Source organism: Streptomyces sp. NPDC048277, from assembly GCF_040652235.1.
GTDB lineage: Bacteria > Actinomycetota > Actinomycetes > Streptomycetales > Streptomycetaceae > Streptomyces.
In genome coordinates this window covers 112,657-126,297 of record NZ_JBEZLQ010000021.1, presented here as the reverse complement: position 1 = coordinate 126,297, position 13,641 = coordinate 112,657, and the positions used below count along the sequence as shown (strand labels likewise).

9 protein-coding genes are annotated in these 13,641 nt (G+C 72.1%); 4 read left to right on the top strand and 5 right to left on the bottom strand.

The genetic code is table 11. The features are described from left to right. Nucleotides 1-315: 315 nt before the first annotated feature. Entirely contained in the window at nt 316-2,808 is a 2,493-nt protein-coding gene (locus AB0D85_RS36570) for a glycoside hydrolase family 3 N-terminal domain-containing protein (RefSeq protein WP_362329945.1), read from the bottom strand. A gap of 356 nt (nt 2,809-3,164) precedes the next feature. On the opposite strand from AB0D85_RS36570, the gene AB0D85_RS36565 reads away from it, so the two are divergent. Continuing rightward, nucleotides 3,165-4,883, top strand: a complete 1,719-nt coding sequence (locus AB0D85_RS36565; protein ID WP_362329942.1) for an endo-1,4-beta-xylanase — start codon at nt 3,165-3,167, stop codon at nt 4,881-4,883. 55 nt (nt 4,884-4,938) lie between these two features. Here AB0D85_RS36565 and AB0D85_RS36560 read toward each other — a convergent pair whose 3' ends face one another. Beyond that, the gene (locus AB0D85_RS36560) at nt 4,939-6,771 is read right to left on the bottom strand and encodes an RICIN domain-containing protein (RefSeq protein ID WP_362329938.1); all 1,833 of its coding nucleotides are present in this window, start codon (nt 6,769-6,771) and stop codon (nt 4,939-4,941) included. A gap of 424 nt (nt 6,772-7,195) precedes the next feature. Here AB0D85_RS36560 and galU point away from each other — a divergent pair, with 424 nt between their 5' ends. Then, nucleotides 7,196-8,164: a UTP--glucose-1-phosphate uridylyltransferase GalU gene (gene galU, locus AB0D85_RS36555; RefSeq protein WP_362329936.1), complete on the top strand. Its 969-nt coding sequence runs from the start codon at nt 7,196-7,198 to the stop codon at nt 8,162-8,164. 229 nt (nt 8,165-8,393) lie between these two features. Here the strand turns inward: galU and AB0D85_RS36550 are convergent, their stop codons facing one another. Continuing rightward, a complete protein-coding gene (locus AB0D85_RS36550) occupies nt 8,394-8,846 on the bottom strand; it encodes a DUF4442 domain-containing protein (RefSeq protein ID WP_362329933.1) in 453 nt (150 codons plus the stop codon). A gap of 209 nt (nt 8,847-9,055) precedes the next feature. Between AB0D85_RS36550 and AB0D85_RS36545 the strand changes: the two genes are divergently transcribed. Together AB0D85_RS36545 and AB0D85_RS36540 are read left to right on the top strand one after the other, a co-directional pair. Beyond that, nucleotides 9,056-10,069: a hypothetical protein gene (locus AB0D85_RS36545; protein ID WP_362329931.1), complete on the top strand. Its 1,014-nt coding sequence runs from the start codon at nt 9,056-9,058 to the stop codon at nt 10,067-10,069. Between the two features lie 67 nt (nt 10,070-10,136). Beyond that, nucleotides 10,137-11,459 (top strand): MFS transporter, encoded by a 1,323-nt coding sequence (locus tag AB0D85_RS36540; RefSeq protein WP_362329928.1) that lies wholly within the window; start codon nt 10,137-10,139, stop codon nt 11,457-11,459. Here AB0D85_RS36540 and AB0D85_RS36535 read toward each other — a convergent pair. Continuing rightward, on the bottom strand, nt 11,421-12,266 hold the full coding sequence (locus tag AB0D85_RS36535; protein WP_362329925.1) for a fused MFS/spermidine synthase: 846 nt from the start codon (nt 12,264-12,266) through the stop codon (nt 11,421-11,423). The genes AB0D85_RS36540 and AB0D85_RS36535 overlap by 39 nt on opposite strands. Before the next feature lie 94 nt (nt 12,267-12,360). Beyond that, nucleotides 12,361-13,536 carry an elongation factor Tu gene (gene tuf, locus AB0D85_RS36530; protein ID WP_362329922.1) on the bottom strand — a complete coding sequence of 392 codons (1,176 nt, stop codon included), beginning with the start codon at nt 13,534-13,536 and terminating at the stop codon, nt 12,361-12,363. Nucleotides 13,537-13,641: the final 105 nt, after the last annotated feature.

Genomic DNA, 13,641 nt, shown 5'->3' with positions numbered 1-13,641 from the left:
GCGGACCACTGGCGCCACACCCCCACAACCCCGCCAAAGCACCCGGGCCATTCACCCGGCACTCACCCCGGCGCAACGCGCCGTGCGACCCCGCCGAGCTCTGTAAATTCGAGATGACTTCGGTCCGCTGGCCAGATCGTGGCACACCGGAAACGCGCGGCGAACACTCCTGCGTCAACCCTGACCCAAGCCTGACAGAAACCTGTCGTCAACTGTATTACTTCAAATGAAACACACGGTGGGGAAAATTCTCGTAAACCCTTGAAGTAAAGCGGCCGGAGAGCCCGCGCTCCCCGGCCGGTCATCGACATGGATTCAGCGGTGACCGCCGTCGCCCCGGCCGTCGACCTGTGCGCTCGTCCGCAGCCTCAGGTCACCCGAGGAGGCGCCGACCCAGACGGTGCGCCGTCCGGTGCCGAGCGTCCAGCGATGGTGCTGCGCGTCCCACGACGACAGGGTGCGCGCGGCGACCCGCACGGTGACCCGGCGCCGCTCCCCCGCCCGCAGCGCCAGCCGCCGGTAGCCGCCCAGTACCCGGACCGCCTGGTCGAGTCGGACATCGGGTGACCGTCCGACGTACACCTGCGGAACCTCGGTCCCGGCCCGGCGCCCGGTGTTGCGCACGGTGAACGTCACCTCCAGGCCGCCGCGTGTCCAGTGCGCCTGCGGGTCGGAGTAGGCGAAGGAGGTGTACGACAGCCCGTGCCCGAAGGGGAACAGGGGCCGCACGCCCTGTGCGTCGTACCAGCGGTAGCCGACGTGGATGCCCTCCGAGTACTCCTCGGTGCCGTCGACTCCGGGGTAGCGGCGCGGGTCGCCGGCGACCGGGTGGTGGTCGTCGTCGACCGGGAAGGACTGGGTGAGGCGCCCGCCGGGGTCGCTGTCGCCGAAGAGCACGGCGGCGGTGGCGGCCGCACCCTCCTGGCCCGGGTAGTACATCTGGAGCACGGCTCCGGTGTCCGCCAGCCATGGCATCGAGGTGGACGAGGAGGTGTTGAGGACGACGGTGGTGCGCGGGTTGGCCGCGGTCACCGCCCGGATCAGCTGCTCCTGGTGGCCGGGCAGGGCGAGGGTCGTGCGGTCGAGCCCCTCGGTGGCGTCCTCGTAGGCGAACAGCACGGCGTGGCGGGCGACTTGGGCCGCGTGCACGGCCTCGGCCAGGTCCTGGGCGCGGGTGGCGCCGGTGATCCGGCGCAGCCGGAACAGCAGGCCCGAGTCGCCGCCGTCCGCCGTGATCCTCAACGTGTGGGCGCCCTCGGCGAGTTGGACCGTCTTGCGGCGCACGCCGAGGCCGTCGGGGGCGAGGGCGACGAGGCCGCCGGAGAAGTACTCGCCGTATCCGGCCGCGAGCGGGAAGAGTTCCTCGCCGTCCAGCAGGACCTTGGGGCGGGCGGTGGCCGCCGAGGAGAAGTGGAGCACGAAGGTCCACTCGTCGTCCTCGCCGGCGGTGAGCGTGCCGTCGTACTCCCACGTCTTCCCGGCGGCCACCTCCTGGCCCTCGCTCGCGAGGGCGGGACTGAAGGCGGACGCGGGTACGGCCTTGCCGAAGAGGTCCTCGCCGAGGGCGTAGGTGACCGTGCCCTTCGCCCGGGCCCTGATGGCGTCGAGGGGGCTGTCGGCCCGGTCGGGGATGACGTGGGCGCTGCCGCCGCCGCTGACGAAGGGCAGTTGCCCGGTCGGGCCGATCACCGCGATGCCGCCGCCGTCCAGCGGCAGGGTGCGGCGCTCGTTGCGCAGCAGGGTGGCGCCGGCCTTGGCGACCTCCAGGGCGACGGCCGCGCCCGCCGCGGCGTCCCGGTCGGGGCGCGGCGGAGCACTGCCGTCGAGCAGTCCGAAGCGGTCCATCACGGACAGCACGCGCCGAACGGCCCGGTCGACGTACGCCTCGGCCACGCCGCCGTTCCGCACCGCCGACTTGAGGGCCGCACCGAAGTAGGTGTCGTCGGGCATCTCCATGTCGAGCCCGGCGGTGATCGCGGCGGCGGTGCTGTGCGCGGCGAACCAGTCGGTCATCACCCAGCCCGTGAATCCCCACTGGTCGCGCAGGATGTCCGTGAGGAGGGTCTTGTTCTCGCAGGCGAAGGTGCCGTTGACCTTGTTGTAGGAGCCCATGACCGCGCCGGTGCCGGCGTCCACGGCCGCCTCGAAGCCACGCAGTTCGATCTCGTGCATCGTCTGTTCGTCCGCGCGCACGTCGATCGAATTGCGGTCCTTCTCCTGGTTGTTGAGGGCGAAGTGCTTGACGGTCGCGATCAGGCCCTCGCCCTGGATGCCCCCGATCTCGGCGGCGACCACGTCGGAGGCGAGCAGCGGGTCCTCGCTGAAGGTCTCGAAGTTGCGGCCCGCGTAGGGGGTGCGGATGGTGTTGACCATCGGGGAGAGCAGCACGTCCTGGCCGAGGGCGCGGCCCTCGCGGCCGATCACCTGACCGTAGCGGCGGGCCAGTTCGGGGTCGAAGGCGGAGGCGAGCAGGACCGGCGCGGGCAGGGCGGTGGCGTGCCGGGTGATACGGACGCCGGCCGGGCCGTCGGCGAGTCTGAGGGGCGGGATGTTCAGGCGGGGGACGCCGGGCACATAGCCGGCCTGGCCGAGCGAGTCGGGGTCGGTGGCCCCGTGCAGCAGGGAGATCTTCTCGTCCAGCGTGAGTCTGGCGAGCAGCCGCTCGACACGGGGGCCGGCCCCGGCCCCGGGTCTGCCGGCCGCGGCGGCGGGCGTGAGCGGGATCAGCGGGCCGGTGGCCGCGGCGGCGACCGCGATGGCTCCGGCCGTGAGACGAAGGGCGGATCGTCGGGAGACGGTTTCGGACATGAGCCGTCACTCCTTCGGTGTGCGGGCACGACGATGTGAACCGCGAGGGCGCCCGGGCGCGCGGACCGCGTTCGCCATGTGAACGCATCTCCCGCCACACGACCTTGACGACCCGTCAATCGCACCACCGGCGCGTCGGAAACGTAGATCCGGTGGTGACTCGTGTCAACGATCTGAACAAGAATCGCCCGGAAGCCGACAAGAATCGAACCAACCCCGGTTTCCCGGACGGGACATGCGGGAGCTGCTCGGGGATCTTGCGGGGTACCCCGCGTACCGCGTACCCGGTCGCCCCGGCGATGATGAGGGCGGCGGTACGGTCGGGGACGAGGCGTCGGAGGGGGATGCCGATGGGCATGCGGCGCAGGAGCGTTGTCAGCGCTGTTGCCTGCGCCCTGCTCGCCGGGGCCTCGGTGTCCTGCACCGGCGGCTCCGGGCCCGCCCGGGGGCCGGCGACGGATCTGCTCGACGGCCGGGACTGGGCCCACTTCGCCGGGGCGGAGCCGACGCGGTCGGGAGTGCGCATCAGGCGCCTCGACCGGCGCATCACACGGCAGGACGGCAGTGGTGGGCAGCCGAATCCCCCGGTGAACCTGCGCGGTCCCCACCTCGCGTTCCGGGGCGACATCCGGATCGAGGCGCGCCTGAGACGCACGGACGGCACGGATGCCTACCTGCATCTCTACGGTGAGACTCCCGTCGTGTACGACGAGTGGCGCTACGAGCGGCGCGGCATGCGGATCGGTGTGGCCGGCGGCCGGGTCCGGTTCGACCGCTGGGACGGAACCTCGGACGGGCCCGCCGCGACCCGTACCTTCGGCAAGGGCTTCGGGGACGACGTCCGCCTCGCCGTCGAGGTGCGGGGGAACAGGCTGGTGCTGGAGGCCGACGGGAACGTCGTGGGGACCGTTCCGGGCCGGGACGTCTTCGCGCAGGGCCGTATCTGGTTCGGCGCCGACGCGCAGGGCAGCGGGGAAGGCTGGACACTCGGCGAACTCCGCGCGATGCCGCTGGGCCGGGGCCGGATGTCCGTCCGGGACGCCCCCGGCCTGAAAGTACCCCGCTCCACCGACGCGTTGCGCGACCTGGCGGCGGACCTGCGGCGTCCGATCCGCCTGGGCACCGCCCTGGCCGCCGGCCCTCTGCTGACCGACGACGCCTACCGCAGGACGGCGGGTGAGGAGTTCTCCATGCTCACGCCGGAGAACGACTTCAAGGCACAGTTCGTCCAGCCGCGACGCGGTGTGTTCGCCTTCGAGGAGGGCGACACCCTGGTGGACTTCGCCGCGGCCAACGGGATGCAGGTGCACGCGCACACGCTCGTGTGGTTCGAGGCCCTGCCGTCATGGATGCGCGCCGAGATGACGCACGAGGACCGCAGGCACGTCATGACGGAGCACATCCGGGCGGTCGCGGGCCACTTCCGGGGGAAGGTGGCGGAATGGGACGTGGTGAACGAGCCCATGTCCGACGAGGACGAGGACTACACCAACGGCAACCTGGGCGTGCGGCCGCACCTCTGGTTCGAGGCGATGGGCGAGCAGTACATCGACATCGCCTTCCGTACGGCCCGCGCGGCCGACCCGCATGCGGTGCTCTACCTCAACGAGTACGGGGTGGAGGAGGACGGACCGCGCTGGGACGCCCTCTACGCGCTGCTGGTCCGGCTCAAGCAACGCGGCGTTCCGATCGACGGTGTCGGTTTCCAGAACCACGAGTACACCGCCGCCGACCGCACCGACCCCGAAGTCTTCCGGCGCAAGGTTCGGGCGCTGGCCGGACTCGGCCTGAAGGCCCGGGTCTCGGAGATGGACGTCCTCGTCGACGAGAGCGAGGAGGACGTCCAGGCCCGCCAGTTCGCGGGGAAGCTCGCCGTCTGCAGAGAAGAGCCCAACTGCACGTCCTTCTCCACCTGGGGCTTCACCGACCGCTACGGTTCCACGGCCGACATCCGCAGCTATCCCCCGAGTCCGGGAAACGCCCTTCCCTGGGACGCGGCGTACGAGGCGAAACCCGCGTACTGGGCCCTGCGCGACGTCCTCGGCCGCTCTCGCCGCCGGACCGCGGCGTCATAGACGGCGTCAAGGGCCTACGTTTTTCCGCGGCTCCCTCACCACCGGGGCCATGAGGTCATGACTCCGTCCGGGATCCGCCGGAAAGTGCCTGGCTCAGCAGGGTGCCGACCCCGCTCACGACGTCCGGCACGGAGTCCCGCGCATGCCCCGCGGCTTCGGTGAGGGAAGCGACGGGCTGCCGGGGCGGTGCGACCGGAACGGGACCGTCGTGGGATCCGACCTGCGCGACCCGCGTACCGTACGACGGGTCCTGCGGTCCGCCGAACTCCTGGTCCGGAGTGGGCGGGGCGGGCTGGGCGGGCCGTCGGGGCGGCTGTTGGGCCGCCGTACGCGCGTCCTTCTGCGGCTCGGGCGACGACGGCCCAGGTGATGCGGAGCCCGTCTCCAGCGACCACCGCTGCCGCACCGACCCGTTCCGCCCGGCCACCACCACATGCGTGCCGTCCGCGGACAGCGCGAGCCCCTGGTCCCAGCGCAGCAGGAGTTCGCCGCCCACCGTCAGGTCGTACGACACCTCCCCCGCGTGCACCAGACATCCCGAGACGACGACACCGCGTGTGCCCGGGTCGGCGACGAGGCAGAGGGTGGGGTCGAGCGCGCTGCGCAGCATGCCGTCGTCCTGGTACGACCACTGCTGGGACCCGGCGTCCGTACACGGGCCGAGCCGCAGGTCCGCCCCGGCCCGCACCCGGCCGCCGCGCACGTCGGCACAGAGCCCGGCGTCGAGGCTGCGCAGGCTGCCGTGGGCGATCTCGACGGGCTCGCCCACGGAGGCCGGGGACGGGGAGGCCGCGGGAGGCGGGGTCTTCGCGGGGCCGGGCCGGGTGGTGCCGTGGCTGGGGGCTCCCCAGGTGGTGGCGCCGGGGCGCGGGACACCCCTGTCGTCGGACCAGCCCTTGGCCACGAGCACGGTGGCGAGCAGCACGAGGGAGACCAGGCCGGCGCCGGCCAGTACGGCCTTGCGCCGACCGCTCTCGGAGGCGGTGCGGTGCCGTCCGCCCGAGGCCGCCGCGGGCGCGGGTTCGCCGTCGGCCGGCCACGCCTCGACGACCGCGCCGTGACCGGGCCGTGAGTCGAGATAGCGGCGGGCGCCCCAGCCGAGCACGGTCTCGGCGAGCAGCACCTCCAGGCCGCCGTCGACATGGCTGAGCTGTTCGGCGGCGTGCCGGCAGTAGCGGCAGTCCGACAAGTGCCGTTGCACATCGGGCAGCAGAGAGCCGCCGCGGCGAATGGGGACGTCGAGGAGACGGTTGTAGAAGCGGCATTCCTTCGAGGGCGCGAGTTCCCGGTGGGCGCGTACCAAGCCGGACCGGAATTGCTCGCGGGCCTGGTCGAGTGCGGCGGTCGCGGTACCGGTGTCGACCCCCAGCAGACCGGCTGGTATGTTTATGGGTTCGGCTTCGACCTCGGTGTGCCAGAGGAGGCATTGCGAGGCTCCCGGAAGGGCCTGGAAAGCACGTTCGGCGAGTTGCCTCCTTTCCGGGGTTCCGGCTCTCGCGGCGCTGAGTCCACGGCCTCCGGTGGTTTTGCGCAGTTCCGGCACGACCACGGAAATGGCTTCGTCGGCGGCCCACGCTCGGACCGTCTCCCGTACGGCCACGAGCAGTTGCGGACGAAGGGCGCCGCCGACCGCCCCGCCGGCCATCCGGCCGAGGACCCGCTCGAAGGCCGCGCTGGCCACCAACTGGGCGGCGGGCGTGGCGGAGGCGAGGCAGACGATCGCGTAGTCGCAGGTGGCGCGCCAGTGCCGGGCGAGCAGCAGGGCGACGGCATGGTGTCTGGCCTCAGGGGTGCCGGTGAGGTGCGCGACGAGATTGCGGTCGGACTCCCCCGGGGCCGAACCGGGGCGAGGCGGGTAAGGCGGGCGTGGGGGGTAGGGGGATTGCACTGAACCATTTCCTTCCGAGCCGCCGGACGGCCTCCGAAATGGCGCCCTGACGGAATACGGTGCCTGATTGGTGCGTACCTTTTAGGGTCCATAAGGACCGGCCTTATGGACCGCGCGCCCCCTGGACCCTCCCGCGAGGAGGCTCACACTCGCACACACGCCTCACAGGAAACAAGAAGTTGGAGTGACCGGAGTTCAAAGACCAGGGAATTCAAATAGGTTACCGGCGGTATCCGCACTCTGGCGTTAATCAGCGGCGGCACAGGTTCAACTTGTGTGCGTCACGGACCCGGCGGCACACGAAATCTCCAACTCCCGGCACCACCACCGGCACCACCGGCACGGCACGCGGAACCAGACGTTCCACAGCCGTCTCCCAGGCTTCTCTCGGTGTGCTCTCATCCCGGCGGGCCAGCATGGCGGCATGACCGCCCCCCACGCCTCCCACACCGCCGACGCCTCACCCGCCCCCGCGTCCCCCCGGCCGGTACGCAAGGCCGTCGTCCCGGCCGCCGGGCTCGGCACCCGGTTCCTGCCCGCCACCAAGGCGACCCCGAAGGAAATGCTGCCGGTCGTCGACAAGCCGGCCATCCAGTACGTCGTCGAGGAGGCCGCCAAGGCCGGACTCGACGACATCCTCATGGTCACCGGACGGCACAAGCGGGCGATCGAGGACCACTTCGACAACGCCTTCGAACTGGAGCAGGCACTGGCCGCCAAGGGCGACACCGTGCGCCTGGACGCCGTACGCGATCCCGCGCGGCTCGCCGACATCCACCACATCCGCCAGGGCGACCCGCTCGGCCTCGGCCACGCGGTGCTGTGCGCCAAGCACCACGTGGGCGACCAGCCCTTCGCGGTCCTGCTCGGCGACGACCTGATCGACGCCCGCGAGACCCTCCTGAGCCAGATGCTGGACGTCCGCGACCGCTTCCAGGGCAGTGTCGTGGCGCTGATGAAGGTCGACCCGTCCCAGGTCCACCTCTACGGCTGCGCCGCCGTCGAGCCGACCGGCGAGGACGGCGTGGTCAAGGTGACCGGCCTGGTGGAGAAGCCGTCCCCGGAGAACGCGCCGAGCAACTACGCGGTCATCGGCCGTTACGTCCTCGACCCGGAGGTGTTCGAGGTCCTGGAGCGGACCGCGCCCGGCCGTGGCGGCGAGATCCAGCTGACCGACGCGCTGCAGGAACTGGCGGCGGGCGGCACGGTGCACGGGGTCGTCTTCGACGGACTGCGCTACGACACCGGCGACAAGGCCGACTATCTGCGCACGGTGGTCCGGCTCGCCTGCGAACGCCCGGATCTGGGGCCCGAGTTCACGGCCTGGCTGAAGGAGTTCGTGGTGGGCCTGGAAGAGGCCGGGGCCGGGCGGGAGGAAAGCCGCGCCGCCTGAGCGGCCCCATGAGGGATGGGGTGAGGGCCCGGCGGCCCTCACCCCATCCGGCGACCGAAGGCCGGCCGGACGTTGCACACGGCGGCCGGACGTCCGTCGCCTCAGCCGGTCAGCTGTCGGCACGCGGCGGCCGGACGACCGGCTCCGCCCGGTCGGCTATCGGCACGCGGCGGCCAACGACCTGCTCCGCATCGGCACGCGGCGGCCGAACGACCACCATCCCGCCCGGTCAGCCGTTGGGCCGCAGCGTCCAGACCACGGTCATCTCGCCCGTCACCGCGCCGTCCTCGCGCGTGAGGGCGACGGCGACCGGGAACTCCGGGCGCTTGCCCTCGTCGAGTTCGGCGACGACGTCGGCGATCGGGCGGCCCAGGGTCGCGGTGGCCTTGACCGCGCCGAGGGCGACCTTCTTGTAGGCGATCTCGGCACTGACCGCGAGCGGCACGGCGCGGGAGAGCTGGTCGCCGAAGGCGGCGAGGACGATCGCGCCACTGGCGGACTCGGCGAGGGTGAACATCGCGCCCGCGTGCGGGCCGCCGATGTGGTTGTGGAAGTCACCCTGGTCCGGCAGGGACAGCACGGCCCGCTCCGGGGTGGTCTCCAGGTACTCCAGGTTGAGGGTCCGCACCATCGGAACCGTGGCGGCGAGCATCTCGCCGATCGACATCTGGTCTGTGCTCATGACGGTCATGTTACTCACGGGTAGCCGGGCCTGACCAGAGCCGGAGCGGTGATCGTTGTCGTCGCGACGGCCCATGCGGCCAGGGGAACAGCCGCCGGGCGGTGGACGGCCGCCGCACGAAGGTGGCCGCGCCCGGCCGACATCTCGGCACGCCCCCGCCGAGGACCGGTGACCGCGCCGCGTCCCGGGCGGCACTAGGGTTACCAGCCATGTGGCCAGAACAGCAGCCGCCAGGGGGCGAGCAGTACCCGCAGAACAACCCGTATCAGCAACCGGGTTACCAGCAGCCGAATCCGTATCAACAGCCCGGCTACCAGCAGTACCCGCAGCCGGGCGGGTACGGGCAGCAGCCGCAGTGGGGTCCGTCGGGACCCGCCGGGGCGCCGCAGGTACCGCAGGGCGGGGGCGGCGGCAACCGGACCAGGCTGGTCGCGATCGTCGCGGCCACGGCCGTCGTGGTGGCGGCCGGGGTGACCGGGTTCCTGGTGCTCGGCGGCAGGAAGGACGACAAGGCGGACAGCGGCGGGAACCAGCGGGCGACCCAGTCGCCGACGACTTCGCCGAACGCGTCCGCGTCTGCCTCGGCCTCCACTGACGACAGCACGCGCGGTGACGCGGCGGCCGAGAAGCCGACGGTCGCGGGCTGGAAGACCGTCGTGAACCCCAAGTGGGGCACGGCCTTCGACGTACCGGCCGACTGGGAGGTCCTGACCTCCGGTACGTCCGTCGGCTTCGAGGACAAGGACGGAAAGCCGATCATCACGATGTCGGCGCCCGCCGAGTACAAGTCGAAGTGGTGCACGAGCGACGACGACAAGGACGGCAGGACCGAGGACACGGCCCTGGCCGCGGTGGGCACCAAGGGCGAGAGCGGCGCGAAGAGCGGGGGCGACGCGGCCGTCAGGGAGGTCCCCTGGTGGGTGTACGGCGGCTACACGCAGCCGGACAAGAAGAGCATCACCTACGACAAGAAGGCCACCGCCTACACCACCGCGTCGGGCCTCAAGGGCGCCTACGCCTGGGCGCGTTCGGCGCACACCCCGCAGAAGGGCAAGTGCGCGGGCGACGGCAAGGCGATCACGTTCGGCTTCGAGAACTCGGCCGGTGACCTGGTGTCGTGGGACTTCTACGGCGCCACGGGCGTGAACGGCGAGGTCCCCACCGCGACGATCATGAAGATCCTCAGCACGGTACGCCTGCACGGCACCCCGACCGGGAGCTGACCGGGGCCGGGAGCCGACCCCCGCAATTGGTTTGGCAAGCCGGTCCACCGCCGGGGATAGTCGGCCGGTGACCTCCGCCTCCGACTCCTCCGGCTCCTCCAGTTCCCCCGGCACCCCCGCCCGCCTGCGGGGACCCGCCTGGGCGGACCGCAACTACAGCCTGCTGACCGCGGCGGCGATCGTGACGAGCCTGGGCGCCAACGGCTCACTGATCGCCGCCGCGTTCGCGGTGCTGGACGCGGGCGGCGACGGCGGGGACGTCGGCCTGGTGGCCGCCGCCCGCACCCTCCCGCTGGTGCTGTTCCTGCTCATCGGCGGCGCGGTGGCGGACCGGTTCCCCCGTCACCGTGTGATGGTCGCGGCCAACGCCCTCAACTTCCTCTCCCAGGGCACCTTCGCCGTCCTCGTGCTGGCAGGCGAGCCCCGGCTGTGGCAGATGATGCTGCTCACCGCGCTGGGCGGCACCGGCCAGGCGTTCTTCAGCCCGGCGGCGGAGGGCATGCTGATGTCCTCCGTGAGCGGGGAACAGGCCGGCCGCGCCTTTGCGGTGTTCCGGATGGCGATGCAGGGCGCGGCCCTTGGCGGCGCGGCTCTGGGCGGCGCGATGGTGGCCGCGATCGGCCCGGGCTGGGTACTGGCGCTGGACGCGGCGGCCTTCGTGATCGCCGGTACGCTCCGCTCCTTCCTCGACGTCGGCCACATTCCGCCGCGTGCCCCCGGCGAGGGGATGCTGGCCGATCTCCGGGAGGGCTGGCGGGAGTTCACCGGCCGTCCCTGGCTGTGGGGCATCGTCGTCCAGTTCTCGATCGCGAACGCGATGGTGGGCGCCGCCGACGCGGTCTACGGCCCGCTGGTGGCCCGCGACAGCCTGGGCGGCCCGGGCCCCTGGGGCCTCGCCCTGGGCGCGTTCGGCGCGGGCACGGTGGCCGGCGCGCTCCTGATGACCCGCTGGAAACCCCGCCGCCTGCTGTTCACCGGCACACTCGGCATCTTCCCGCTCGCCCTCCCCTCCGCGGCCCTGGCGGTACCCGTCCCCGTAGGCGCCCTCTACGCGGTGATGTTCGTGGCCGGCACGACGGTGGAGATCTTCGGCGTCTCGTGGATGACCGCGCTGCACCAGGAGATACCCGAGGAGAAGCTCTCCCGGGTCTCGGCGTACGACTGGTTCGGTTCGCTCTCTCTGCTGCCGCTGGCGACGGCGCTGGCGGGTCCGGCGGAGGACGCGTTCGGGCGGGGGCCGGCCCTGTGGGGGTGCGCGTGGGTGGTCGTCGTCGTCACGGCTGCGGTGCTCCTCGTGCCCGACGTACGCAACCTCACCCGTCGCACGGTCCAGGTCGCCGCGTCGGCCGGCTCACCCGATGCCGAACGTTCCGCCGGGGGGCTCGGGTGACGGCACCGCGTCCGCGTCCCCGACCGGGCGGGCGCCGCCCACGAACTCCCGCAGCGCGGGCCCGTGTTCGACCCGCGCCGGAAAGGCGTCGGCGGCCGTGCGCCGGGCCAGCGCCGCCACGTCGACCGGCCGGTGCGAGGCGATGAGCACGGCGTTCCCGAACCGCCGCCCGCGCAGCACCCCCGGCTCGGCGATCACCGCGAGCTCCTCGAACACGGCCGCGAACGTGGCGAGTTGAGAGCGCAGGAAGTCGAAGGGAGCGGAGTCCGCGAGGTTCGCGAGGTACACCCCGTCCCCCCGCAGCACCCGCTCGGCCTCCCGCGCATAGTCCAGCGAGGTCAGATGCGCGGGGATCCGGGACCCCCCGAAGACATCGGCGATCAGCACGTCGGCCGAGTCCCCTGGAGCCCCTTCCAGCCAGCCCCGCGCGTCGGCGGCGTGCAGGGCGATCCCGGTGCCGTCCGCCAGCGGCAGCTGCTCGGTGACCAGCTCCAGCAGCCCCCGGTCGGCGTCCACGACATCCTGCCGGGACCCGGGCCGGGTCGCCGCCACATACCGGGGCAGCGTGAGGGCACCCCCACCGAGATGCAGCACGTCCAGGGGCGCCCCGGCCTCCGCGACCACGTCCAGTACGTGCCCGAGCCGCCGGGCGTACTCGAACTCGAGATACGTCGGCTCGTCGAGGTCGACGTACGACTGGGGCGCCCCGTCGACGGTCAGCAACCAGGCCCGCTCCCGATCGACATCGGGCATGAGCTTGGCGGTGCCGTGCTCGGTGACACGGACGACGGGTATGGCTTCGTTCACTCCTCCATTGTGCGATGACTTTCCCCACCCAGGGGCGTGGGGGACTGCGCGACCAGCCACAACGGCCCCGCAGTCCCCCACGCACCGCAACCCGCTACGGACCCTGGACGGCGGTCACCGTCCCCGCCCCCACGGTCCGGCCCCCCTCACGGATCGCGAACCCGAGCCCCGCCTCCAGCGGCACCTCCCGCCCCAGCTCCACGGTCATCTCGACCGTGTCGCCGGGCCGGGCCACCGCCACCTCGCCGAGGTCGACGTCCCCGACCACGTCCGCCGTACGGATGTAGAACTGCGGCCGGTAGCCCGTCGAGACCGGAGTCGTACGACCCCCTTCGCGGCCCGACAGGACGTACACCCGCGCCGAGAACCGCCGCGCCGGCACCACGCTCCCCGGCGCCGCGACCACGTGCCCGCGCCGCACCGCGTCCCGGGGCACGCCCCGCAGCAGCAGCGCCACGTTGTCCCCGGCCTGCGCCTCGTCCATCGGCTTCCCGAAGGTCTCCAGTCCGGTGACGACGGTCTCGACGTCCGCGCCGAGGACCTCGATCCGGTCCCCGACCCGCACGGTCCCCCGCTCCACCGCCCCGGTCACGACGGTCCCGCGGCCGGTGATGGTGAGCACGTTCTCCACCGGCAGCAGGAACGGCGCGTCCAGATACCGCTCCGGCATGGGCACGTACGTGTCCACCGCGTCGAGCAGCGCCTCGATGGACGCCGTCCAACGCGGGTCCCCCTCCAGGGCCTTGAGCCCGGAGACCCGTACGACGGGCACGGAGTCACCGCCGTACCCCTGCGCGGTGAGCAGTTCCCGGACCTCCAGCTCCACTAGGTCGGTGAGCTCCTCGTCGCCAGCGTCGGCCTTGTTGAGCGCGACGACGATGTGGTCGACGCCCACCTGCCGGGCGAGCAGCACGTGTTCGGCGGTCTGCGGCATGATCCCGTCGAGCGCGGACACGACCAGGATCGCCCCGTCCAGCTGCGCGGCCCCGGTGACCATGTTCTTGACGTAGTCGGCATGGCCCGGCATGTCCACGTGCGCGTAGTGCCGGGTGTCGGTCTCGTACTCGACGTGCGCGATGTTGATGGTGATGCCGCGGGCGGCCTCCTCGGGGGCCCGGTCGATGCGGTCGAACGGCACGAACGTGCCGGTGCCGCGCTCGGCGAGGACCTTGGTGATGGCGGCGGTCAGGGTGGTCTTGCCGTGGTCGACATGACCCATCGTGCCGATGTTGAGATGCGGTTTGGTGCGGACGTACGCCGTCTTGGGCATGGCTCTACCTCGAAGCCTGAACTGCGTTGATGCGTCTCGTCAGCGCGAGACGCGGGGACCCCGGGAACCTGGCCGACCCTCCCCCTGCGGGGTCCGCCGGACGAT